This window comes from Sorangium sp. So ce406 (genome assembly GCF_051474675.1).
Classification (GTDB): domain Bacteria; phylum Myxococcota_A; class Polyangia; order Polyangiales; family Polyangiaceae; genus Sorangium; species Sorangium cellulosum_G.
Genome location: NZ_CP150340.1, coordinates 5,181,022 through 5,202,935 on the forward strand (window position 1 = coordinate 5,181,022; position 21,914 = coordinate 5,202,935).

The window sequence follows — 21,914 nt, forward strand, 5'->3', positions numbered from 1 at the left end:
GGGCGACTACAGCGCGAGCGGCGAGCCCGGAGCGGTCATCGCCGTAGACCCTGGAAGAGTGCTTGTCTCTCGGCGGCCCTCCGTTCGGGTCGACGGCCATGAAATCCGCGCTTCAGGCTTCATGTCAGGAGCGCTGGAGCGCGCCGACTTCACGCCGATTCCGCGGTCCAGGGCGCCTCGATGGCAGTCCTGCAGATGGGTTGTTCTTCGCGATGTCGTCGCTGTCCTGTCAGGCCGCGCCGCCCGGCGCGCGAGGGCTGCCCGCGGGCTCCCGGCGCTCGGCGCGCGCCGTCCGATGACGGATGGCCCCGGGGCGTTGCCGGTCCCCGTGCGCTCGATTAGCGTGGCGCGGCTCTCCGGCGCGGGCGGCGCCGGGGCGGATGTGGGATGTGAGATGACGGTCCTGGAACACGCCTTGTTCTCGCTGCACCATCGCCTGGTCCACGTGCCCCGCGTGGGCCGCGTCGCGCGGGCGCTGGCCGCGCAGGTGGGCCGCGCGGCGTCGCTGCTCGACGTGGGCGCGGGCGACGGCACGGTCGCGCTCGAGGTCGCGCGGCGCGTGGGCGCGCGACGCGTCGTCGGCGTGGACGTGAAGGCGCGGCCCGGGGCGGCGCTGCCGGTCGTCGCGTACGACGGCGAGCGCCTCCCCTTCCCCGACGCGGAGTTCGAGGCCGTGCTCCTCTCCGACGTGCTGCACCACTGCGCGCGCCCCGGCGCGCTGCTCGCGGAGGCCCTCCGGGTCGCGTCGCATGTCGTCGCGCTCAAGGATCACTTCCGCTTCGGCCCGGTCTCGGAGAAGATCCTGCTCTGGATGGATCTCGTCGGGAACGCCGCGCCGGGCGTCGAGGTGCGGGGGACCTACTTCACCCCGGGCGAGCTCGTCGACCTCGTCCGCGGCGCGGGCGGGCGCATCACCGGCCTCGAGTGGCCGCTGCGCATCCACGATCTGCCGTTCCGCCTCGTCACCCAGGATCGCCTGCAGTTCGCGGCGCGGATCGAGCGCGTGGCCGCGCAGGCCGCGGGGGGCGCGCGATGACGGAGCTCCGATCGTTCGTCGTCGGCGGCGCCGGGTTCATCGGCAGCCACCTCACGGATCGGCTGGTCGAGCGCGGCCCCGTGACGCTGTACGACAACCTCTCGGTCGGGCGTCGCGCGTTCGTGGCGCCGCACCTCGCCTCCGGGCGCGCGACGCTCATCGAGGCGGACGCCCTCGATCTGGAGCGGCTCACCGGGGCCATGGCGGGGCACGACCTCGTCGTGCACCTCGCGGCGAACCCCGAGGCCCGCTGGGGGCTCGCGCGGACGCGGCTCGACCTCGATCAGGGCACGATCGCCACGTACAACGTGCTCGAGGCGACGCGGCGCGCGGGGGTCGGCCGGCTCATCTTCTCGTCCTCCGGCACGGTCTACGGCGACACGGCGCGCCCATGCGCCGAGGGCGACCTCGGCGCCCTGCCCATCTCGCTGTACGGCGCGAGCAAGCTCGCGGGCGAGGCGCTCATCAGCGCCTACGTCGAGTGCTTCGGCCTCACGGCGTGGATCTACCGCTTCGGCAACGTCGTCGGTCCGCGCGGGACGCACGGCGCGGCGCTCGACTTCCTCAAGAAGCTGCGCGATCGGCGCACGGAGCTCGAGGTGCTCGGCGACGGGCGCCAGTCCAAGCCGTACCTCGACGTCCGGGACTGCGCGGAGGGGATCCTGTTCGGCTTCGACCGGGCCCGAGAGCGGCTGAACATCTACAACCTCGCGCCCGAGGACGCGACGAGCGTCTCCCGCATCGCGGAGCTGTGCGTGGCGGCGTCGCCCTACCCGGACGCGGTGATCCGGTATCAGGGCGGCGAGCGCGGCTGGCCCGGCGACGTGCCGCGATCGCGGATGGATCCGAGCAAGCTGGCCGCGCTCGGCTTTCGCGTGCGCCACACGAGCGACGAGGCGGTGCGCATGGCGGTCGAGGCGCTGGCGAGCGAGGTGTTCGGGGGCGAGCCGGCGGCGTGAGGCGCTCTGCGCGCCGTCACGGGTCGTCGGCGATGGTAGGCTCCGCCGCATGGCAGAGCTCACTCTCTACATCGGAAACAGGTCCTATTCGTCGTGGTCGCTCCGGCCCTGGCTTCTCCTGAAGCACGCCGGTGTCGCGTTCGACGAGGTGATGATCCCGCTCCGGGGGCCGGGCCAACGCACGACGGAGATCCAGCGCCACTCCCCCTCTGGCAAGGTGCCTGCCCTGAAGCACGGCGCGCTCACCGTATGGGAGTCGCTCGCGATCGCCGAGTACGTGGCAGAGCTCTCCCCCGAGGCGAAGCTCTGGCCTGACGCGCGCGACGCGCGCGCCGTCGCGCGGGCGGTGAGCGCCGAGATGGCGAGCAGCTTCGCGGCGCTCCGCACCGCGCTGCCGATGAACGTGCGGCGGAAGATCCAGGGCGTGGCGATCACGGAGGCGGCGTCGCACGACATCGCGCGCGTGCAGTCGATCTGGGGTGATTGCCGAGCGCGCTTCGGCCAGGAGGGCGAGTTCCTGTTCGGGCGCTTCAGCGCGGCGGACGCGATGTACGCGCCGGTCGCGACGCGGTTCGACACGTACGGGGTCGAGCTCGACGCGGTATCACGGCGCTACGTCGAGTCGATCCTGAGGCTCCCCGCGATGCAGGAGTGGATCGCGAAGGCCAGGGAGGAGCCGCACTTCATCGAGGAGTACGAGGCGATCGGCGTCGTCGGCAAGTAGGGGAGCTCGCCGTCCGGCCGCGCCCGACGCGCCGCGATCCCGCCCCGCGCCGCGCGCGCCGCGAACCTCGTCGCCCCGCGAAGCAGCGGCTGCGGCCGACCACGAGAAGCGCTACTAGTGCCGGACATGCCGCACGACCTCGACCTCATCTTCACGCTCACGGGCGGGCTCACGGCGGCCCTCGCGCTCGGCTTCCTCACCCAGCGCCTGAGGCTGTCCCCGATCATCGGGTACCTGCTGGCCGGGATCCTCGTCGGCCCGTTCACGCCAGGCTTCGTGGCCCACAAGGCGATCGCGGACCAGTTCGCGGAGATCGGGGTCATCCTGCTGATGTTCGGGGTCGGCCTGCAGTTTCACGTCCGCGAGCTCCTCGCCGTGCGGAAGGTCGCGGTGCCCGGCGCGCTCCTGCAGATCACCGTCGCGACGGCGCTCGGGGCCCTTGTCGGCCGCGCCGCGGGCTGGTCGTGGGCCGCGTCGGTCGTCTTCGGCATCGCGATCTCGGTGGCGAGCACCGTCGTGCTCACGCGGGTCCTGAGCGACAGCCACGTCCTGCACACCCCCGCCGGCCACCTCGCCGTGGGCTGGCTCGTGCTCGAGGACGTCTTCACCGTGCTCGTGCTGGTGCTGCTCCCCGGCCTGGTCGGCGGCGCCTCCGGCGGCGGCGCGGGCATCGCGATGTCCGTGGGGCTCGCGGTCCTGAAGCTCGCCGGGCTCGTCGCCTTCACCTTCATCGTCGGGCAGCGCGCCATCCCCGTGCTGCTCGGCTACGTGGCGAGGACCGGCTCGCGGGAGCTCTTCACGCTGACGGTCCTGGTCGTCGCGCTCGGCGTCGCGGTCGGCTCGGCGATGCTCTTCGGCTCGTCGATGGCGCTCGGCGCCTTCCTCGGCGGCCTCGTCGTCGGCCAGTCCGACTTCAGCTCGCGCGCCGCGTCGGAGGCGCTCCCGATGCGCGACGCGTTCGCGGTGCTGTTCTTCGTCTCGGTGGGCATGCTCCTCGACCCGTCGCAGCTCGCCGCGAGCTGGCCCGTGGCCGCGGCGACGCTCGCCGTCGTGCTGCTCGGCAAGCCGCTCGCCGCGCTCATCGTGGTGGTGCTGCTCCGCCGGCCGATGAAGACCGCCTTCGCCGTGGCCCTCTCGCTCGCGCAGATCGGCGAGTTCTCGTTCATCCTCGCGACGCTCGGCCGGCAGCTCGGCGTCATGCCGGACGAGGCCACGCAGGTGCTCGTCGTCGCCTCGATCGTGTCGATCACGTTGAACCCGCTGCTCTTCAGCGCCCGCGACCGCCTCGCGCGGTGGACGTCGGCCTTCTTCCTGCGCCGCCAGGCCGCCGCGGCCGCCGCCGGGGGCGCCGCCGGCGAGGATGCGGCGGCGGTGGACGAGCTCGCGCACCGCACCATCGTCGTGGGCTACGGCCCTGTCGGCAGGACGCTGACGCGGCTGCTCCGGGAGAACGGCATCGAGCCGACCGTGGTCGAGCTGAACCTCGACACGGTGAAGACGCTCCAGGCGCAGGGCATCTGCGCGATCTACGGCGACGCCACGCAGCGGGAGATCCTCGAGCGCGCCGGGATCGGCAAGGCGGACAGCCTGCTGTTCACGTCGGCGGGCGCGCCCGGCGACGGGGTGATCGAGCAGGCGAAGGGCATCAACCCGAGCCTGTTCGTCCTCGCGCGCGCCTTCTACCTGCGCGAGGTGGCGCCGCTGAAGAAGGCCGGCGCCGACGTCGTGGTGACGGGCGAGGCGGAGGTCGCGTTCTCGATGACCGAGCGCCTGCTCGTGCGGCTCGGCGCGACGGCCGAGCAGATCGAGCGCGAGCGCGAGCGCGTCCGGAGCGAGCTCTTCGGCCAGCCGGCGCAGGCCGGCTGAGCCGGGTCAGCGCGCCTTGCCGAGCCAGGTCACGCCGCCCACGACCAGCGCGAGCCCGAGGACCTGCTGCCAGGTGAACGGCTCGCCCAGGATGACCCAGGAGAACGCGATCGTGAGCACCGGGCCGAGCGTCGAGAACGTCGCGGCGCGGCCCGCGCCGAGCCGCCGGATCGCGGCCGCGAGCAGGACGATGGGCAGCACCGTGCTGATCGTCGCCATCGCCGCCGCGTACCCCCACACCGAGGCCGGGAGCTCGGCGAGCCTGGCGGGGCTCCCGGTCGCCGCGTAGTGCGCGAGCACCATCAGGCACGAGGCGGCCCCGCAGTACGCCGCGAGGCGCGTCGAGCCGACCCTGGAGGCGAGCTTGCCGACGCCGATGTAATAAAGCGCGTACGTCACCGAGCTCGCGAACACCCACGCTCCCCCGACGGCGACGGCCCGCGCGTCCCCGGATTGCTCGAGATCGTGCCAGACGGCCGCCGCGAGGCCGAGGTAGCAGACGGCGAGCGCCCCCCAGGCCTTCCCGCGCACCGGCTGCTTCAGCCACGCCGCGCCGATCAGGAGGACGAGCGTCGGATACACGAACAGTATCAGACGCTCGAGGCCAGTGCTGATGTACGTCAGCCCGATGAAGTCGAAGAGGCTGGACAGGTAGTATCCGAGGAACCCGACGACGAGCACGCCGCCCCAGAGGTGGGGCGTCATGGGCTCGGCGGTCGCGTCGCGCTCGCGGCGGGCGAGCCACAGGAAGAACGGCAGCGCGATGCCCATCCGCAGCGCGAGCAGCGACACCGCGTCGATGGGGTGCGCGGCGTACGCGAGCTTCACGAAGATGGCCTTCAGCGCGAACGTCGCCGCGGAGAGGACAGCGAACGTCCGGCCGTCGTCGAGGAGGCCAGTCCGGTGCTCGTCGCTGAAGGCGTGTACGCGCTCGCCGATCGACATGGGTTCTGCTTCTCTCTCTTTCACGAGCTTCAAAGGTTCACGCGGCTCACGACGGCGGCTCACGAAGATCAAGCGATGCAGACCGGACATCGCCCTCGCCGTCGTCACCGTCCTTGCCGGCCCGCGCGCTCGCCCGGCGTGAGGCGCGACGGCATTGCGCGTGGAACCACGCGTTTGCCATCGCACAGGGGGTCGAGCGTGGGAACCGCATCTCAGGTAGAGGACGATCACCCGCTTGACCAGACGTCCAGGCGTCCGCGCGGGTCGGATCGCGTCGGATCGGGCGCGCTCCGCCGGGGCGTTGGGCTAAGCTCCCGGGTCTCATGACGTCTCCCGCTGGCCCAGGCACCGCCGCGCGCGGCCCGGCGGCGCTCGCCCCCTCCGGCGGCCCGCGCCCGGCGCGGCGGCGCGCGCCGGTCGCGGCGGAGCCCTCCGGCGTCCACCAGCTCGGCGGCTCTTTCCTCCAGATTGCCGCCACGGTGGGCGGCATGGCGATGCTCGCGGGTCAGATCGCGGCGCGCGTGGCCACGCTCCGCGTCGACGGCGCCGAGTTCATGCGCAACCTCTACAAGATGGGCGTCAAGTCGATGCCCATCGTCGTGGTGACCGCCCTCTTCACCGGCGCGATCATGGTCATCCAGGCGGCGCCGCTGGTCGAGCGGTTCGGCGCGCACGGCCTGCTCGGCTGGGGCGCCGGCTTCGGCACGCTCCGCGAGATCGCCCCGCTGCTCACGGCGCTCATGATCAACGGCCGCGTCGGCGCCAACAACACCGCCGAGCTCGGCACCATGGTCGTCACCGAGCAGATCGACGCCCTCCGCGTCCTCGCGATCGACCCGGTGAGCTTCCTCATCGCCCCGCGCTTCCTCGCGATGGTCCTCACGCTGCTCCTCTCGGTGATCTTCGCCGACGCGCTCGCGCTGATCGGCGCCGCGCTCACCGGCGACCTCCTGCTCGGCGTCGCGCCGGCCGTCTTCTACAACGGCCTCACGAGCGGCCTGCTCGGCATCGGGGACGTCATGAGCGGCCTCGTCAAGAGCGTGGTCTTCGGCGTCGTCCTCGCGCTCTCGAGCTGCCAGTACGGCCTCGGCGTGACCGGCGGCGCCCCCGGCGTCGGCCGCGCCGTCAACGCGACCGTGGTCGCCTCGGCCGCCGGCATCTTCATCCTCGACTACTTCGTCTCGTTCACGCTCGACTGATCGACGGCGCCGCGCATGCACCCCTCCGACCAGAGCTTCCGGGATCGCGCGAGCGCGGGCCCCCCCTCGAGCGAGCTCCGGGACGTCGCGCCGGAGCTGTCCGGGGTCGCCGCGCTCGGCGGCGCCGCGCTATCGCTCTTCCGGTCCGCCCGCGAGCTCTACTCCGTATTTGTAAGGACGCTTTACTACTGCGTGAAGGGCCGCCGCGAGCCGGGCGCGGTGCTCCTGCAGATGTACGAGATCGGCAACAAATCGCTCTTCTTCCTGACAGTCGTGATGGGCTTCATCGGGATGATCATGGTCTTCCAGGCCGGCCAGCAGGCGAAGCGGGTCATCCCGGATCTGACCATGCTCGGCGCGACCTACCTCGAGCTGCTCGTGCGCGATCTCGCCGCCTCCATCGGCGCGCTGATGCTGGCCACGCGGGTCGGCGCGGGCATCGCCGCCGAGATCGGCTCGATGGTCGTCACCGAGCAGGTCGACGCGCTCCGCATGAGCGCGGCCGATCCGATCGACTACCTGCTCAAGCCGCGGTTCATCGCCAGCCTGCTCATGACCACGTGCCTGCTCGTCTGGAGCGCCGCCGTCGCCTTCACCACGGGGATGATCACCGCGTACAGCATGTTCGACGTGAGCCCCGAGACGTTCATGAACGCGAGCCTCGTCGACGCGGGCGACCTCGCGACCGGCCTCGCGAAGTGCCTCGCCTACGGCGCCGCAATCCCGGTCGTCTCCGGGCACTCCGGCCTGTCGACGTTCGGCGGCAGCGAGGGCGTCGGCTGGGCGACCACGCGGGCGGTCGTGAACTCCTCGCTCGCGGTCATCGTGCTGAACATGCTGATCTCGGCGGCCTCGTTCCTGATCTTCCGCTAGCCGCGCGCGCCTCGCTACTCGATCGGCCCCTCGGCGCTCCCGGTGATGAACTGCCGCACGACCGGGTCCGGCGAGCCCTGGAACGCGCCGCGATCGCCGAGCAGCCGGACGAGCCCCTGATAGAGCATGACGATGCGATCGGCGATCGTGAAGATGCTGACGAGGTCGTGGCTCACGACGATGCTGGTCACGCCGAGCGTGTCGCTGAGCTCGCGGATCAGCTTGTCGACGCGGCGCGCGCTCACCGGGTCGAGGCTCGTGGTCGGCTCGTCGAAGAGCACGTAGCGCGGGTCGAGCGTGAGCGCGCGCGCGATGGCGACGCGCTTGCGCATGCCGTCGCCGAGCTCCGGCGGGAAGCGGTCGCCGAACTCGCGCATGTGCACCTGCTCGAGCCGCCGCCGCGCCTCCGCGAGCGCCTCCTTCGGCTTGAGCCCCTTGTGCTTGCGGAGCGGGAGCGCGACGTTCTCGGCGCACGTCATCGAGTCGAACAGCGTCGAGTGCTGGAAGACCATCGCGCACTTCATCCGCACCGGGTACATCCGCGCCTCGTCGAAGCGGCTGACGTCCTCGCCGTCCAGCCAGATCTCCCCCCCGTCCGGGTAGAGCAGCCCCACGAGGTGTTTGATGAGCACGCTCTTCCCGACGCCCGACTGCCCGATGATGAAGAACACCTCACCGTCGGCGACGTCGAACGAGACGTCCTTCAGGACCTCTTTGGCGCCAAAGGATTTTCTGACATTCCGGAACGAAATCATCGCGGTTTTCGAGGCAAGAACGGTTGCGTCAGGGCAAGTGAGGTCATGGCAGCGGTAAGGCAACGCATGACAGCGGCGATGCAGCGCGATGCAGCGACAGGGCAGCGCGAAGCGTCACGGCGCTCACGTGGGATACTGCGCTGCGACAGGCGGATCCTGGCCCATTTCCCTCACCTCCCCGCCGCCAGATAGGAGAAGATGATAGGCCCATGGCAAGCCCGCGGTCGATCGAGGTCAAAGTCGGGATCCTCATCCTTACGGCGATCGGGCTCCTCGCCACCTTCATCCTCGTGATGGGCGGGGTCAACTTCCAGCCGAAGTACTCCATCTACGTCGATTTCGACAACCCGGGCGGCCTCCAGACCGGGGCGCCGGTGAAGATCGCCGGCGTGGAGGTCGGCAAGCTCAGCGAGATCCAGTTCCGCGGCGGCCAGCCCGGCAAGGACGGCCGGCGCGAGCCGCTCGTGCGGATCCAGGTGCGCATCGAGGAGCGCTATCAGCAGAGCATCCACGACAACGCCACCTTCTACGTCACGACGCAGGGCGTGCTCGGCGAGCAGTTCCTCGCGATCGAGCCCGGCTCGAACGACCGGCCGGTGCTCGCCGAGAACGCGGTCGTCCGCGGGCTCGACCCGCCGCGCCTCGACATGCTCCTGGCCGAGGGATACGAGCTCCTGCACGCGACCGTCTCGGCGATGCGCGAGCACCGCGAGGAGGTCGGCGAGGCGTTCGACGGGCTCCGGAAGACGCTGAAGGGCACCGGCGACTTCATGCACCGCAACCAGGACCGGCTCGACCGCATCGCCGAGAACGTCGAGCAGATCAGCCTCGACGGCACCGAGCTCGTGAAGGACGCCCGGCAGAAGTACGTGAACAACCCGCAGATCGACCGGATCCTCGCGAACGCCGATCAGGTGAGCGGCACGGCCGCGCGGGATCTGCCGCCGCTCATGGCGGACGCGCGCGAGACGCTGGCGAACGCGCGCCGGCTCTCGGCCACCGTGGGCAGCGAGGCGGAGCAGGCCAAGATCAAGAAGACGCTCGACGACATCGCCGAGATCGCGGGCCGCGCGAGGGCGGCGACCGCCGACGCCCAGGAGGTCCTCGCCCACGTCAAGCGCGGCAAGGGGACGGTGGGCGCGCTCGTGATGGACGAGCAGCTCTTCGATGACCTCCAGGAGCTCGCGCGCGACCTCAAGCACAACCCCTGGAAGTTCTTCTGGCGCGAGTGAGCGCCGCCGCGCGCCGGCGTCGTCGACGCCGGCGCGCGCATGCCGTGGGCGCGAAGGACGGGCGCCGGCCGGCCCGGGCGGTCAGGCCAGCTTGACGAGCGCCGCGCCCTCGGTGACCGAGGCCCCCTCGGTGACGAGGATCTCCTCCACCGTTCCCTCGTCTTCCGCCTCGACGGGCATCTCCATCTTCATGGACTCGAGGATGACGACGACGGTCCCCTCTTCGACCCTGTCGCCCGGCTTGACCTCGATCTTCCAGACCGTACCGGTGATGTGCGCCTTGATGACCTTTGCCATGGGCGCGCGAAGCTACCGGAGAGCCGTCGAGAATCCAACGGTACCGTACCCAGGACGCGCGCGGCGGCGCCGCGTCGGGTGCTCCCCGTCCGAGCGTGCCCCGGGCACCCTCGGCGACGGCACAGGTCGCCCGGCGTGTCCACGGCGCCGCAGGCGGGTATACGCAGAGCGCAACGGGGGTAACGGACGCTCACGGACGCTCACGGACGGCAGCGGACGTGGAAGGGACGGAGCGCTGCGATTTCCGCTGGTACCCACCGTGCACCACGGCGATAATCTGCCTGCCGGCTCCGCGGTTCCTCGGCGTGACGAGGGTCGCGGTTGTCGTGAATAATTGCGTGAAAGCCGCTCTGCGGGTCACAATCTCCCTGCTTGGTGGCCCCGCCCAGGGCGACCTGCAGGGTCTCCGCAACGCCCCCCGGTAGCCAAACCGCACGCGCTCGATCGAAGGAGCCACGAGGTCATGTCGGAACAGAAGGAAAGCTCGGTCCTGTTCTCGCTCAAGGAGCTGATGAACCTCGAGGAGGATCGCATCAAGACCGAAGAGGCCCAGAAGGCCGCCGCCGCCGCCGCCGCCGAGAAGGCCCGGGTCGAGGCGGAGCGCGCCGCGCGCGAGGCCGAGGAGCTGCGCATCCGCACCGAGGAGGAGCGCCGCCGCAACGAGGAGCGCCGCGCCCGCGAGGAGGCCGCGCGCCTCGAGGCCATCCGTCAGGCCGAGATCGAGAAGGCGCGCGTCGAGGCCGAGCAGAAGGCGCGGCTCGAGGCGATGGCCGCGCAGCAGCACCACGAGCGCTCGCTCGCGGCGCTGCAGCAGGACGAGTCGAAGAAGAAGCTGCGCAAGCTCCTCATCGGCGGCGCCGTCGCCAGCGTGCTGGTGATCGGCGGCGTCACGATCGCGGCCGTCAAGTCGGCCCAGGAGAACGAGGCGCGCATCGCGGCCGAAGCCGCGAGGGCGCGCGAGCTCGAGGAGGCGAACAAGCGCCTCGAGGCGCAGTTCAAGGAGTCCGAGGGCAAGATGGCCGGGCTGCGCGATCAGCTCGCGACCGCCAAGGACGAGGCGACGCGCCTCTCGCTCCAGAAGCAGCTCGAGCAGGAGCAGCAGAAGCAGGAGCAGCTCCGTCGCGGCGGCGGCGGCCGTCCGGCCGCCGGCGGCGCCCCGGCGAGCGGCGGTGGCACCAAGGCTCCCTGCAACTGCGCCCCTGGCGATCCGCTCTGTAGCTGCCTCTGATCGGGACAGGTTCACCGCATGCCCAACTCCGTGAGGCAGAGGACGAGCCTCGGCGGCAGCTCGCTCGACGAGGCGCGCCGCAGGCTCGTCTTCCCGCTCGACTACCCGAGCCTGGACGAGGCCAGGGCGGCCGCGGCCCGCGTCGCGCCGTCGATCGGCGTGCTCAAGGTCGGACTGGAGCTGTTCGTCCGCGAGGGGCCGCGCGCGGTCGAGATCGGCAAGGAGCTCGGGCTCGACGTCTTCCTCGATCTGAAGCTGCACGACATCCCCGCGACGGTGGCCGGCGCGGTGGCGAGCGCCGCCGCGCTCGGGGTCCGCTACCTGACGGTGCACGCGGCCGGCGGCGCCGAGATGCTGAGGCGCGCGGCCCAGGAGGCGGCGCGCTCCCGGGATCTGATCCTGCTCGCCGTCACCATGCTCACGTCGCTCGACGAGGCCGATCTCGCCGCGCAGGGCATCCAGGGGAGCGCGTCGGAGCACGTGGTCCGGGTGGCGCAGCTCGCGCGCGCCGCCGGCATCCATGGGTTCGTCGCTTCGCCGCAGGAGGTACCGGCGCTGCGGCAGGCGCTCGGGCCGGGCGAGCTCCTCGTGACACCGGGCATCCGCCTCGGTCCGGGGCCGGACGGCGCCCGCGCCGACGATCAGAAGCGCATCGCCACGCCGTCGGCCGCGATCTCGGCCGGCGCCGATCTCCTGGTGGTCGGCCGGCCGATCCGCGACGCGGCCGACCCGCTCGCCGCGGCCCGGTCGATCGTGCAGGAAATCGCCCACACGCTTCACCCCCCGCGCTGACGTGAGCCGACTCGTCTACGGTCTTCAGCCGGTCCGAGAGGCGATCCGCGCGCACGGCGCGCGCGTCGGCTGGGTCCTCGTCCAGCGCGACGGCGGCCCGAAGCTGGACGCGCTCGCGCGCCTCGCGGAGGGCCAGGGCATCCCGACCGAGCGCGCGCCCCGCGGAGAGCTCGACCGCCGCAGCGCCGGCGGCCGTCACCAGGGGGCGGTCGCGTCGGCGCCGGAGCTCCAGATCGTCGGGGTCGACGCGATCCCGGTCGTCGACGAGGGCCAGCCCGGCGGCGGCACGATCACGGTGGCGCTCGACGGCGTGATGGACCCGCAGAACTTCGGCGCGGTGATCCGCAGCGCCGTCGCGCTCGGCGCCCGGGCGATCCTGTGGCCCGAGCACAGCTCGGCGCCGCTCACCCCGGCGACGTTCCGGGCCTCGGCGGGCGCCATCGAGCACGCGCGGCTCTGCCGGGTGCGCTCCCTGCCGGACGCCCTGGAGGCGCTCGCCGCGCGCGGCGTCGCCGCGATCGCGCTCGACGCGCAAGGCCCGGTGGAGCTCGGCGAGCTTCCCCTGACCGGCCCGGTCGCGATCGTCATCGGCGCCGAGGACAAGGGCACGCGGCGCTCGGTCCGCCGCGTCTGCCAGCACGTGGCCCGGCTCCCCATGACCGGCCCCATCTCCTCGCTGAACGCCTCGGTCGCCGGGGCGATCGCGCTCTACGAGGTCGTCCGCCAGCGCCGCGCGGCGCGCGCGTAGCCCGGCGCCGCGCGGCGCGCGCGTAGCCCGGCGAAGACCTGCGGGGGCCCGCGCCGGAGCGCGCGCGGCGCCCCGGTGAGCGCAGCGAACGCGCGGCGAGGTCGCCGGTCGGGGTGCCGCGGCGGCGGGGTAGACGCGCGCTGCGAGGCCCTGCGCTCGAGGCGCCGCGATGAGCGGGGCGAGCCCACGCTGCGGGACCCTGCGCCGGGGCGATGTCGTGAGCAGGGCAAGCGCGCTGGAGAACACTCCGAGCGCGCCAGGGGTCGCCCCCTGGCCCATGGGGAAAAACGGCCCGCATTGATCGAGCAATGCGCCCGCGGCCGGCGTCCTCGAGCACTGCGGGGACCCCCGGAAGCGCCGTCGGTCAATCCCGTACTACGTCTATTTAACAAGTAATTTCAGATGGATACACTCTAAACCTCATGAGGGTTCGAGCGCTCGGTCCATTGCTGAACAGGCTCCCAGGAAGACGACCGATTCGATCCATTCAATGGATCGATAAAAAGAATCCACACCCCCCCTGAAAACACAAGTTCTTGCCAGGAGTTACCCCTGTGGACTCACCCTTCTCTGCGCGGTTGTCCGGAATGGCTCGAGGGATGGTTCAAGAACCAATGGCCTCGCGGTAAACCGCCGGATCGCCTCAGGTTCCGGCTGGAAGCGGCCGCAGGCGGGAGAGCACGCGGGCCACGCGGCGCGCCGCCTCGGCGAGGTCGGCCTCGGTCGTCTCCTCGCCGATCGAGAACCGCACGGCGGACGCCGCGCGCTCGGGTCCGAGCATCGCGGCGAGGACCGGCGACGGCTCGGCGGTCCCGGCGCTGCAGGCCGAGCCGCTCGAGACGGCGACGCCCTCCAGGTCGAGCGCGGCGCAGAGCTCGTCGCCGCGCCAGCCGGGCCAGGAGAGGTTCGCGACGTGGGGCGCGCGCGCGCCCTCCCCGTTGCGGACCGGCGCCCCGCCGACGGCGCGCCCCGCGTCGAGGAGCTCGGCTTCGAGGCGGTCGCGGAGCGGCGCGAGCGCGGCGTACCGGGCGGGGGCGTCGAGCGCGCGCCGGGCGGCCACGGCGAAGCCGGCCGCGGCGATCGGGTCCTGCGTCCCGGGCCGGAGCCCGCGCTCCTGGGCGCCGCCGAGCAGGACGGGCCGGAGCCGGATGCCCGGCCGCGCGGCGAGGGCGCCGATCCCCTTGGGTCCCCGGATCTTGTGGGCCGCGACCGACACGAGATCCGCCCCGGCCCACGCCTCCGCCGGGAGGCGCCCCACGGCCTGCACCGCGTCCACATGGAGGCGCGCCCCGCGGGCGTGGGCGAGCGCCGCGGCCTCGGCGACCGGCTGCACGACCCCCGTCTCGTGGTTGACCGCCTGGAGGCTCACCAGCCGCACGGGCGCGACCGCCGCCGCGCGATCGATGGCGGCCGCGAGCGCCTCCGGCGCGACCCGGCCGGACGGCTCCGGATCGACCCAGGCGACCTCGACGCCGCGGCCGGCGAGCGCCTCCGCGGCGCGGGCGACCGAGGGGTGCTCGATCCGCGAGAGCACGAGCGCGCCCTGGAGCCGCCCCGAGGCCGGCGCGCCGGCCCCGGAAGCCTCGTCGCCGAACGCATGCCACAGCGCGAGGTTGTTCGCCTCGGTGCCGCCCGAGGTGAGCGTCACGTCGCGCGCGTCGAAGCCCGTCAGCCGGGCCACCGCCTCGCGCGCCTGCTCGATGAACGCGCGCGCCCGCCGCCCCGGGCCGTGCACGCTGGCCGGGTTGGCCCAGGCCACCTCGGCGGCGGCCTGCATCGCTGCCAGGACCTCCGGGTGCGGCGGCGTCGTGGCGTTCCAGTCGAGGTAGATGACGCGGGCGGCCGAGCGCATCAGGCAGACGGATCGGTCGGCGGCGACGAGGGCGGGCCCAGCCGGCCCGGCGAGCTGCCGTCGTCCTGGAAGGGCGCCCGCCGGGCGACGGTCAGGTAGAACGCCGAGCCGGTGAGCGTCTCGCCCTCGATGACCTCGTTGCTGGGCGACACGACGCGCATGTCGCCGCCGAGCCCCCGGGCGGTGCGCCGCGCGATCGCGAGCCCGACGCCGACGCCGCCGTAGGCGCGCGTGGCCGAGCCGTCGACCTGGTAGAACGGCTCGAAGATGCGCAGCTGGCGGTCGGCCTTCACCCCGGGCCCGGTGTCGGCGACGCAGAGCTCGTAGTGCCCCGACTGGAGCACGCTGACGCGCACGCCCGCCGTGCCGCCGGCGGGCGTGAACTTCGCCGCGTTCTCGAAGAGCTGGATCATGGCGCGCTGCAGCCGCCCTGCGTCGCCCCACGCGGGCAGCGGGCCGCGGGGCAGGTCCTCGACGAGCTGGACCTTCCCCTCGGCGAAGCGGTCGGCCACCTGGGCGAGGGCGCGCCGGGTGGTGTCGAGGAAGTCGTACTCGGAGTGCATGAACCGCATCCGGCCCGTCTCGATGCCTGTCACGTCGAGCAGGTTGTCGATGAGCGACCGGAGCCTGCGGACGCAGTCCTCCATCGCGAGCAGCGCCTTCTTCTGGGCCTTGTTGAGCGGGCCGAGCTCCTCGTCGGCGAGCAGCTTCACGTACCCGACGATCGGCGTCATCGGGGTCGCGAGCTCGTGCGAGATGTTGCGGTAGAACTCGGTGCGCGCGGCGTCGAGCTCGCGGAGCCGGGCGTTGGCCCGCGAGAGCTCGGCCACCTTCTGCTCGAGGTGGGCGACGATGCGCTGGCTCTGCTCGCGCAGCCGGAGCGGCCCCTGCGACGCGGGGAGCTCCTCGCGCGCGCCGCTGAGGTAGCGGGCGATGACCGCGGAGAAGGAGCGCGCGTCGATCGGCTTCTGGAGGAAGCCGTCGCAGCCCACGGCGAGGCTCGTGTCCCGGTCGCCCTCGGCGGTGATCGCCACGATGGGGACGCCGGCGAGCGACGCCTCGCCGCGCAGGCGCAGGGTGACCTCGAACCCGTCGAGGCCCGGGATGTTCAGGTCGACGAGGACGAGGTCCGGGCGTTGCGCACAGGCGAGGCGCACCCCTTCGAGCCCGTCGGCGGCCTCGAGGACCTCGTAGCCGGCGTTCTGGAGCAGCTTGCGGACGAGCAGGCGGTTCGCGGGATCGTCCTCGATGTGAAGGATCTTCGACATGGGCTCTACGTGCGCATAGTAGTCACGAACGACGGGGATCAGGCACGTTCTGCGCGACTTTCCGCCGCCATCACCAGCGTGCGCCGACGCGGCAACGCCCGGATCGTCCGCTCGAGGCGTACGCGCGCCGCGCGTCATCGGGCTCGCGCCGAGCGCGTCATCGGGCTTCGCGCCGAGCGGGTCTCCAGGCTTCGCGCCGAGCGGAACGCCGCGCCCGCGTCGAGGCCTGCGCCGAGCAGCTCACGGCGGCGCGCCGAGCGGGTTGACGTAGCGGCGGCGCCCCTTCAATACGGGGGCCGCCATGCCCGGCCCCTTCAGGTTCCACCGCGCCGTCACGGCGGCGCGCTGCTTCTCCTTCCTCTTCTTCCGGCGCTCCCGATGACGACCGCGCACCAGCAAGAGAGCGAGGCTCCCGGCGCAGACCCGGCGGGCGGCGAGGCCGCGGGCCTCCCTCGGCCCGAGGCGCGCGACGCGAGCGCCGCGAGCGCCGCGAGCGCGGTGCGTCCGCTGCCCGCGCGTCTCGCCTACGGGCTCGCGGCGCTCTCCGGGTTCTTCTACTTCCTCGGGTTCCCGGGGATGGATCTCTGGCCGATCGCGTTCTTCGGCCTCGTCCCGCTGATCGTGGCGCTGCGCGGGCAGACGCCGGGGCGCGCGGCGCTGCTCGGCTGGATCGCCGGCTTCGTCATGACGATGACCGGCTTCTACTGGCTGCTCGAGATGCTGCGGGTGTTCAGCGGATTCCCGACGATCCTCTGCGCGCTCTTCATGGCGATCCTGTGCGCCTACCAGGCGGGGCGCATCGCCCTGTGCGGCTGGCTCTACGGGCGGGCCGAAGCGCGCGGCTGGCCGGGCCCCGTGGCCTTCGCCCTCGCGTTCGTGACCAGCGAGCTCGTCTTTCCGCTGCTCTTCCCCTGGTATTACGGCGCCTCGGTGCACAACGCGCCGGTGATGGGTCAGGTCGCCGATCTCGGCGGCCCGTACCTCGTCGGTCTGGTGCTCGTCGCCGCGAACCTCGCCCTCGCCGAGCTCGTGATGTTCCGGCTGGATCGCGGGCTGCCCCGCGCCGCGCCCCCGGGCGCGCACCGCGGCCCGCACCCCTACCGCGGCGACGTCCCCCCGCCGGGGCGCGGTCGCCCGCTGAACCGCGCGGTCCTCGCGGTGGGCGTCGCGGCCCCCGCCCTCGCCGCCGTGTACGGCGTGCTCCGGATGCGCGCCGTGGACGCGGCCGCCGCCGCGGCCGAGCCGATCACGATCGGGATCGTCCAGCCGAACCTGGCGCTCTTCGACCGCCGGAACGCGGTCAAGATCCACGTGAACCGGACCCGCGAGCTCGCGAAGCAGGGCGCCGGGCTCGTCGTGTGGAGCGAGGCCGGCGTGCCGCAGGCCTTCCGCGAGTCGGCCTACAAGACCGAGGTCCAGCGCTCGCTCACGAGCCGGCTCGGCGTGCCGACGGTGGTCGGCACGGTCATCCACCGGCTACCCCCCAACACGCACGAGCGCGGCGTGAGCTTCAACACGGCGCTCATGGCCGGCGAGGAGGGCGAGATCCTCGGGCGGTACGACAAGCAGTACCTGCTCGCGTTCGGCGAGTACCTCCCGCTCGGCGACACGATCCCGTACCTCTACACGCTGTCGCCGAACTCGGGCCGCTTCAGCCCGGGCACGTCGCTCGCGCCGCTCGAGTGGAACGGGCACAGGCTCGCGACGATGATCTGCTACGAGGACATCCTGCCGCACTTCGTGAACAAGCTGGTCGCGGAGGGCGACCCGGACCTGCTCGTCAACCTCACGAACGACGCCTGGTTCGGCGACACGACGGAGCCGTGGATCCACCTCGCGCTCGCAAAGATGCGCGCGATCGAGCACCGCCGCTACCTCGTGCGCGCCACGAACAGCGGCGTCTCGGCCATCGTGGACCCGGTGGGCCGCGTCGTGGTGCACAGCGACACCTTCAAGGAGCAGTCGCTCCTCGGCGAGGCGCGGTTCATGCGCGCGCGGACCGTCTACGGGACCGTGCAGGACATCCCGTGGTACGCCGCCGCCGTCGTGATCGCCGCGATGGCGCTGTTCACGCGCCCGGAGCGCTGGCGCCGCCAGCGCGTCGAGGGCTGAGCGCGGCCGCGGCGCGGACCACGGCGTCGCAGGCCTCGCCCGAGCTCACGGGCCCCGGCGTCGCCAGCTCCTGGGGCGGCGGGCGATCGGCGACGTTCGGATCGCGCGCGGCGTACCACAGGAACGCTTCGCGGACCTCGCCCTCTGCTTCTGTCGCGAGGACGACAGGACGGCGAGGCACCTCAGCCCCGCACAAACATGCGGCCGCGGGCCTCATCCAAGGGAACAGGTCGGGAGCGCCCCGACCGGATGTCATCGAGGCGCTCCCGGGCCTCCTCGACCCACGCGCGCTCGACCTCTTCCGACGACTCGTCGCCCACGCTCTCCAGCAGCCGCAGCGCGAGGACACGCCGCTCGCTCTCGGGGAGCTTCATCGCCTCGTCGAGGAGCTCTTCGGCCGGGAAGGTCATGATCCGCAGCGTAGCAGATCTGCCGGACGCATCGATCGGACCAGCGCTCGCGAGCATCCCCGGCCTGCCGGGAGCATCCCCGCCAGCTGACGCGCGGCCCTACAGCTTCATCGCCTTCTTGAAGCGCTTCGCGTCGGCGAACATGTCGACGTTCGTGAAGACGTACGTCGCGTCGTCGTGCTTCGCCCCGCGCGCGATCTCCGCGAGCCGCTCGATCGCCGGGTCCTCGTAGCGCGACTTGTGGCCCGCCGGGCCGTGAAGGCGGTAGTAGGCCACCTTCAGCCGCGAGAGCCCCGCTGTCAGCGGATCGCGCGCGGCGAGCGCGCCGACCTCCTGCGTGAGCTCGTCGCTCTCGTCGGGATCCCACCCGGGCGGCGGCTCGAAGACGACGCGGTCGAAGCGCTTCTTCACGTTGACGAGGAAGTCGCGCAGGATCGCCTTGTTCGCGCGCGTGGGCGTGAACTCCGGGGGGCCGACGAAGACCGCGAGCTTCGCCTCGAGCTCGTCCGCGACGGCCTCGATGCTCTTCAGCGCCGTCTCGATCACCTTGCCGTCCCGGAAACCCTCCTGCCCGATCTCGCGCGGACCCAGCAAGGCGAAGCGAAATCCGACCGGAGCTTCGCGCCGCCAGCGCCGGATCGTTCCAGGTCCCGGGAGGGACACATGGGTCTCCTGCACCTCCACGAACATGAACTCGCGGAAATAGCGCGTCGCTGGGACGGGGAAACCGGCGCAGCCGACGGTAATCATCGCCCCCACCCTAGCCCACGCACGCCCCGGCGAGAAGCCAGAGCGATGGATTTCTCGATGGGCTCACCCAGAGCCCCCGGCGACCCCTCGGCCGCTCGCTGTCCCGCGGGTCCGGGCCCGCCCCCACCCCGCGCGCGGGGCGGGGCGCGCAGCGCGGTCGCGAGGCGCGCGTCGGGAGCGGCAAGAGCGTCGAACGCGGGGCGGGGCGCGCAGGCCGGGCGCGGGGCGCGGGATACCCGCTCACTCCTCGCCCTCGCGGCGCGGCGCGGCGGCGCGCCCCTCGCGAGGGCGCGCCCCGGCGCCCTCGGCCTGATCGAACGGCAGCGCGAGCGCGGCGCCGCCGCCAGATCGGCGGTCGATCTTGCGCTGCAAACGGGCTCGGCGGCGCGCCTGCGCCGGCTCGGGCTCGGCGGTGCCCTGGTCGGCCAGCTCGAGGGCCCGGGCGAAGGCGCGGACGTGGTGCTCGTAGAGCTTCGCGAGCTCGAGGCGCACCGCGGGGTCGTCGATCTCGGCGGCGAGCGCCTCGTAGTCCGAGAGCGCCCGCGCCTTGTCGCCGCGCGCCTTCGCGATGTCGCCGCGCGCGCGCCGCGCGGCCGCGCCGCCCCCGCGCTCCACGGCCGCGTCCGCGAGCTCCGCCGCGCGCTCGAGCGCGCCCGCCCTCCGCAGCGTCGCGGCGACGCCCGCGAGATCGCCGCCGGCGAGGCTGCCGAGCGGCTCGCCGTAGAGGCCGACCAGCGCGACCATCGCGAGCACGTCGGCGGCGTTGTGCTCGACGACGCCGAGCAGCGCCTCCTCGTCGCCGGTGCGCAGGAAGTGGGCGTAGCAGGCGACGATCTCGCCGCCGGGCACGTCGCCGACGCGGACGCGGCCGAGCACGTCGTGCTCGAGGGCGATCAGCGTGCGCGTCTTGAGGCGCGCCTTGTGGATCCGGCGCGCGACGTGGACGAGATCGAGGTGCGGCAGCTCCGGCGGCGGCGGCAGGCGGTTCATCACATAGCGCGTGCGCAGGAGCGGCATGTCGAACGCCTTGCCGTTGTACGTGATGATCATCGAGGCGTCGGCGAGGCGCTCGGCGAGGCGGCGCAGGATGGGCTCCTCCTCGCCGAGGCGGCGCAGCAGGAGCTGCTCCATGATGAAGCCGTCGGACGACGGCTCGCCGAGCGGCCCCGCGCCGGCGCCCCCGGGGTCGAACCAGGCGAGGCCGATGAGGAAGGGCACGGTGCCCGTGCCCCCGGCGAGGCCGGTGGTCTCCGTGTCGAGGAACAGCGCCCTCCGCACGTCGCAGCCGGCGAGCGCCGGGTCGAGCGCCAAGAGCGCGAGCATCGCCGGGTCGGCGTCGCGCGCGGCGACGAGCGGCGCGCGACCGACGCGCGCCGCCGCGAGCGAGCGAGTGCGGCTCACATAGAGCGGCCCGCCGGGCGTCTGCTCGACGAGGAAGGGGAGCTCGCCGCGCGCCGGGTCGGCCCTGGGGGTGGGCGGCGCGCCCCGGGCGACGATGCGGGAGATGCGCTCGCGCAGCTCGTCCAGCGACGGCCGCGCGCCGCCCGACGCCGGGGACATGCCCGCGGACCGGGCCGCCTCGCGAGCAGCCGGCGCCGCGTCGCGCGCAGACGGCGCTGAGGACGACGTCGCGTCGTCCGCCACGCCGCACGAAGGCGGCGTCGAGGCCGGCGCCGGGTCGAGCGCAGAGGGCGTCGCGTCCGGCGCGATCGGCGGCTGAGCGTCCTCCGCCGCGACCCCGCGGGCGAGCGGCGGCCGCGCGGGCGCGAGCGGCGCGCCGCTGCGCTGCTCCGTCGGGAGCGGCCCGAGCCGCGCGAGCTTCGACTTGAACGACGTCATCGGCCGGCCGCGAGACTTCCACGCCGGGCACTGCGCATCAAGTCAGTGGTCCGGCGAAGCGACGTCAGGAGCCCTGGCCGGATGCGGGGCGGGCCGCGCCGGCGGGGACGCCGAACCTCGCCCGGATCGCGGCGAGCACCTCGTCGGCCTGGCGCTCGGTCGCCGCGCGATCGCCGGAGTTCTCGATGACGTGATCGGCGACCGCGACCTTGCTGGAGAGCGGGAGCTGCGCGGCGAGCCGGGCGCGCACCTCGTCCTCGGTGGCGCCGTCCCGCGCCATCGCGCGGGCGATCTGCACCGCCTCGGGCACCGCAACCACCACGAGCGGGCGGAACGCGTCGGCGACCCGGTTCTCGACGAGGAGCGCCGCCTCGTAACAGGCCAGGGGCTCGCCCTGCGCCTCGAGCGCGGCGGCGCGCTCGAGCGTGAGCGCCGTGATGCGCGGGTGCACGATCGCGTTGAGCTGCCGGCGCCTGTCCGGATCCGCGAACACGATCGCGGCGACGCGCGCGCGATCGAGCGATCCGTCCGGCGACAGCACCTCCGGACCGAAGGCGCGGACCACCTCCGCGAGCCCCTCGGTCCCCTTCGCCACCACCTCGCGCGCGAGCGTGTCGGCGTCGATCACCGGAAGCCCCTGCGCGCGAAAGCGAGCGGCCACCGTGCTCTTGCCGGATCCGAGGCCGCCCGTGAGCCCGAACAGGACGAGCCCCATCGCGCCTCAGCCCCCCCCGAGGACAGAGCGCGCCCCGCCGCCGCCCGTCGATCGCGATGCGCCGTCGTGACGCGTCGCACCATTCGCTACCTTCCCTGCCGTACGCCCCGGAGAGCTCCGGCGGCGCCGCAGATCGAGAAAAGCCCGCGGCGTCGGGGAAAGCGCGACGGCGCGGGCGCTCGGCGCCGTCCGGGGGCGCATGTTCTCCTCGTGACCACCCATGGCCCCGAGCCTACCCCAGCGGGGCCGTGGCCGTGAGTTTCCTCGCCGTCGGCGCTTAAGAAGTCCGCTTCTCCGGGAATGCAACTACCATG

General features: G+C 73.0%; 21 protein-coding genes. 11 read left to right on the forward strand and 10 right to left on the reverse strand.

Going from position 1 to position 21,914, the window contains the following annotated elements; genetic code table 11:
- Window positions 1-394: 394 nt before the first annotated feature.
- From WME96_RS18930 to WME96_RS18945, 4 genes are all read left to right on the forward strand, one after another.
- Window positions 395-1,036 carry a class I SAM-dependent methyltransferase gene (locus WME96_RS18930; protein WP_437291512.1) on the forward strand — a complete coding sequence of 214 codons (642 nt, stop codon included), beginning with the start codon at window positions 395-397 and terminating at the stop codon, window positions 1,034-1,036.
- A complete protein-coding gene (locus tag WME96_RS18935) occupies window positions 1,033-1,995 on the forward strand; it encodes an NAD-dependent epimerase/dehydratase family protein (protein ID WP_433936910.1) in 963 nt (320 codons plus the stop codon). The genes WME96_RS18930 and WME96_RS18935 overlap by 4 nt, the downstream gene beginning before the upstream one ends.
- 49 nt (window positions 1,996-2,044) lie before the next feature.
- Entirely contained in the window at window positions 2,045-2,719 is a 675-nt protein-coding gene (locus WME96_RS18940) for a glutathione S-transferase N-terminal domain-containing protein (protein WP_437291513.1), read from the forward strand.
- Between the two features lie 126 nt (window positions 2,720-2,845).
- Window positions 2,846-4,585: a cation:proton antiporter gene (locus WME96_RS18945; protein WP_437291514.1), complete on the forward strand. Its 1,740-nt coding sequence runs from the start codon at window positions 2,846-2,848 to the stop codon at window positions 4,583-4,585.
- A gap of 6 nt (window positions 4,586-4,591) precedes the next feature.
- Here WME96_RS18945 and WME96_RS18950 read toward each other — a convergent pair whose 3' ends face one another.
- Window positions 4,592-5,530: a DMT family transporter gene (locus tag WME96_RS18950; RefSeq protein ID WP_437291515.1), complete on the reverse strand. Its 939-nt coding sequence runs from the start codon at window positions 5,528-5,530 to the stop codon at window positions 4,592-4,594.
- Window positions 5,531-5,853: 323 nt separating this feature from the next.
- Between WME96_RS18950 and WME96_RS18955 the strand changes: the two genes are divergently transcribed.
- On the forward strand, window positions 5,854-6,729 hold the full coding sequence (locus WME96_RS18955) for an MlaE family ABC transporter permease (RefSeq protein ID WP_437291516.1): 876 nt from the start codon (window positions 5,854-5,856) through the stop codon (window positions 6,727-6,729).
- 15 nt (window positions 6,730-6,744) lie between these two features.
- Window positions 6,745-7,602, forward strand: coding sequence for an MlaE family ABC transporter permease (locus WME96_RS18960; protein WP_437291517.1), 858 nt, complete (start codon window positions 6,745-6,747; stop codon window positions 7,600-7,602).
- Between the two features lie 14 nt (window positions 7,603-7,616).
- Here the strand turns inward: WME96_RS18960 and WME96_RS18965 are convergent, their stop codons facing one another.
- Window positions 7,617-8,357 (reverse strand): ABC transporter ATP-binding protein, encoded by a 741-nt coding sequence (locus WME96_RS18965; RefSeq protein WP_437291518.1) that lies wholly within the window; start codon window positions 8,355-8,357, stop codon window positions 7,617-7,619.
- 209 nt (window positions 8,358-8,566) lie between these two features.
- On the opposite strand from WME96_RS18965, the gene WME96_RS18970 reads away from it, so the two are divergent.
- A complete protein-coding gene (locus WME96_RS18970; RefSeq protein WP_437291519.1) occupies window positions 8,567-9,589 on the forward strand; it encodes an MlaD family protein in 1,023 nt (340 codons plus the stop codon).
- 81 nt (window positions 9,590-9,670) lie between these two features.
- Here WME96_RS18970 and WME96_RS18975 read toward each other — a convergent pair whose 3' ends face one another.
- The gene (locus WME96_RS18975) at window positions 9,671-9,886 is read right to left on the reverse strand and encodes an acetyl-CoA carboxylase biotin carboxyl carrier protein subunit (protein ID WP_437291520.1); all 216 of its coding nucleotides are present in this window, start codon (window positions 9,884-9,886) and stop codon (window positions 9,671-9,673) included.
- 463 nt (window positions 9,887-10,349) lie between these two features.
- Between WME96_RS18975 and WME96_RS18980 the strand changes: the two genes are divergently transcribed.
- From WME96_RS18980 to WME96_RS18990, 3 genes are read left to right on the forward strand one after another with little or no spacing between them, the layout of a single operon-like run.
- Entirely contained in the window at window positions 10,350-11,114 is a 765-nt protein-coding gene (locus WME96_RS18980; protein ID WP_061616324.1) for a hypothetical protein, read from the forward strand.
- 18 nt (window positions 11,115-11,132) lie between these two features.
- Window positions 11,133-11,906 (forward strand): orotidine-5'-phosphate decarboxylase, encoded by a 774-nt coding sequence (pyrF, locus tag WME96_RS18985; RefSeq protein WP_437291521.1) that lies wholly within the window; start codon window positions 11,133-11,135, stop codon window positions 11,904-11,906.
- Window position 11,907: 1 nt separating this feature from the next.
- Window positions 11,908-12,654, forward strand: coding sequence for a TrmH family RNA methyltransferase (locus tag WME96_RS18990; protein WP_437291522.1), 747 nt, complete (start codon window positions 11,908-11,910; stop codon window positions 12,652-12,654).
- 643 nt (window positions 12,655-13,297) lie between these two features.
- Here the strand turns inward: WME96_RS18990 and WME96_RS18995 are convergent.
- The 3 genes from WME96_RS18995 to WME96_RS19005 form a co-directional block, all read right to left on the reverse strand.
- Window positions 13,298-14,506 carry a cysteine desulfurase family protein gene (locus WME96_RS18995; protein ID WP_437291523.1) on the reverse strand — a complete coding sequence of 403 codons (1,209 nt, stop codon included), beginning with the start codon at window positions 14,504-14,506 and terminating at the stop codon, window positions 13,298-13,300.
- Window positions 14,506-15,774 (reverse strand): hybrid sensor histidine kinase/response regulator, encoded by a 1,269-nt coding sequence (locus WME96_RS19000; protein WP_437291524.1) that lies wholly within the window; start codon window positions 15,772-15,774, stop codon window positions 14,506-14,508. The genes WME96_RS18995 and WME96_RS19000 overlap by 1 nt, the downstream gene beginning before the upstream one ends.
- A 240-nt stretch (window positions 15,775-16,014) precedes the next feature.
- Complete coding sequence (locus tag WME96_RS19005; protein WP_437291525.1) at window positions 16,015-16,167, reverse strand: hypothetical protein; 153 nt, start codon at window positions 16,165-16,167, stop codon at window positions 16,015-16,017.
- Between WME96_RS19005 and lnt the strand changes: the two genes are divergently transcribed.
- Window positions 16,153-17,886, forward strand: a complete 1,734-nt coding sequence (gene lnt / locus WME96_RS19010; protein WP_437291526.1) for an apolipoprotein N-acyltransferase — start codon at window positions 16,153-16,155, stop codon at window positions 17,884-17,886. The two genes, WME96_RS19005 and lnt, sit on opposite strands and share 15 nt — an antisense overlap.
- A gap of 182 nt (window positions 17,887-18,068) precedes the next feature.
- Here lnt and WME96_RS19015 read toward each other — a convergent pair whose 3' ends face one another.
- From WME96_RS19015 to coaE, 4 genes are all read right to left on the reverse strand, one after another.
- Entirely contained in the window at window positions 18,069-18,296 is a 228-nt protein-coding gene (locus tag WME96_RS19015; RefSeq protein WP_437291527.1) for an addiction module protein, read from the reverse strand.
- Window positions 18,297-18,395: 99 nt separating this feature from the next.
- Window positions 18,396-19,046, reverse strand: coding sequence for a DUF72 domain-containing protein (locus tag WME96_RS19020; protein WP_061615964.1), 651 nt, complete (start codon window positions 19,044-19,046; stop codon window positions 18,396-18,398).
- Window positions 19,047-19,286: 240 nt separating this feature from the next.
- Window positions 19,287-20,885, reverse strand: coding sequence for a ribonuclease H-like domain-containing protein (locus WME96_RS19025; RefSeq protein WP_437291528.1), 1,599 nt, complete (start codon window positions 20,883-20,885; stop codon window positions 19,287-19,289).
- Between the two features lie 64 nt (window positions 20,886-20,949).
- On the reverse strand, window positions 20,950-21,600 hold the full coding sequence (gene coaE / locus WME96_RS19030; protein WP_437291529.1) for a dephospho-CoA kinase: 651 nt from the start codon (window positions 21,598-21,600) through the stop codon (window positions 20,950-20,952).
- Window positions 21,601-21,914 lie beyond the last annotated feature (314 nt).

Bases quoted from the DNA above. Each gene is read 5' to 3' on its own strand.
- WME96_RS18980 (WP_061616324.1), top strand. From the start codon at position 10,350: ATGTCGGAACAGAAGGAAAGCTCGGTCCTGTTCTCGCTCAAGGAGCTG.
- WME96_RS18960 (WP_437291517.1), top strand. From the start codon at position 6,745: ATGCACCCCTCCGACCAGAGCTTCCGGGATCGCGCGAGCGCGGGCCCC.
- WME96_RS18955 (WP_437291516.1), top strand. From the start codon at position 5,854: ATGACGTCTCCCGCTGGCCCAGGCACCGCCGCGCGCGGCCCGGCGGCG.
- WME96_RS18940 (WP_437291513.1), top strand. From the start codon at position 2,045: ATGGCAGAGCTCACTCTCTACATCGGAAACAGGTCCTATTCGTCGTGG.
- WME96_RS18950 (WP_437291515.1), bottom strand. From the start codon at position 5,530: ATGTCGATCGGCGAGCGCGTACACGCCTTCAGCGACGAGCACCGGACT.
- WME96_RS18995 (WP_437291523.1), bottom strand. From the start codon at position 14,506: ATGCGCTCGGCCGCCCGCGTCATCTACCTCGACTGGAACGCCACGACG.
- WME96_RS18970 (WP_437291519.1), top strand. From the start codon at position 8,567: ATGGCAAGCCCGCGGTCGATCGAGGTCAAAGTCGGGATCCTCATCCTT.
- WME96_RS19015 (WP_437291527.1), bottom strand. From the start codon at position 18,296: ATGACCTTCCCGGCCGAAGAGCTCCTCGACGAGGCGATGAAGCTCCCC.
- WME96_RS18965 (WP_437291518.1), bottom strand. From the start codon at position 8,357: ATGATTTCGTTCCGGAATGTCAGAAAATCCTTTGGCGCCAAAGAGGTC.
- WME96_RS18945 (WP_437291514.1), top strand. From the start codon at position 2,846: ATGCCGCACGACCTCGACCTCATCTTCACGCTCACGGGCGGGCTCACG.
- WME96_RS19025 (WP_437291528.1), bottom strand. From the start codon at position 20,885: ATGACGTCGTTCAAGTCGAAGCTCGCGCGGCTCGGGCCGCTCCCGACG.
- WME96_RS19020 (WP_061615964.1), bottom strand. From the start codon at position 19,046: ATGATTACCGTCGGCTGCGCCGGTTTCCCCGTCCCAGCGACGCGCTAT.
- WME96_RS18975 (WP_437291520.1), bottom strand. From the start codon at position 9,886: ATGGCAAAGGTCATCAAGGCGCACATCACCGGTACGGTCTGGAAGATC.
- coaE (WP_437291529.1), bottom strand. From the start codon at position 21,600: ATGGGGCTCGTCCTGTTCGGGCTCACGGGCGGCCTCGGATCCGGCAAG.
- WME96_RS18930 (WP_437291512.1), top strand. From the start codon at position 395: ATGACGGTCCTGGAACACGCCTTGTTCTCGCTGCACCATCGCCTGGTC.
- lnt (WP_437291526.1), top strand. From the start codon at position 16,153: ATGACGACCGCGCACCAGCAAGAGAGCGAGGCTCCCGGCGCAGACCCG.
- WME96_RS18935 (WP_433936910.1), top strand. From the start codon at position 1,033: ATGACGGAGCTCCGATCGTTCGTCGTCGGCGGCGCCGGGTTCATCGGC.
- WME96_RS19000 (WP_437291524.1), bottom strand. From the start codon at position 15,774: ATGTCGAAGATCCTTCACATCGAGGACGATCCCGCGAACCGCCTGCTC.
- pyrF (WP_437291521.1), top strand. From the start codon at position 11,133: ATGCCCAACTCCGTGAGGCAGAGGACGAGCCTCGGCGGCAGCTCGCTC.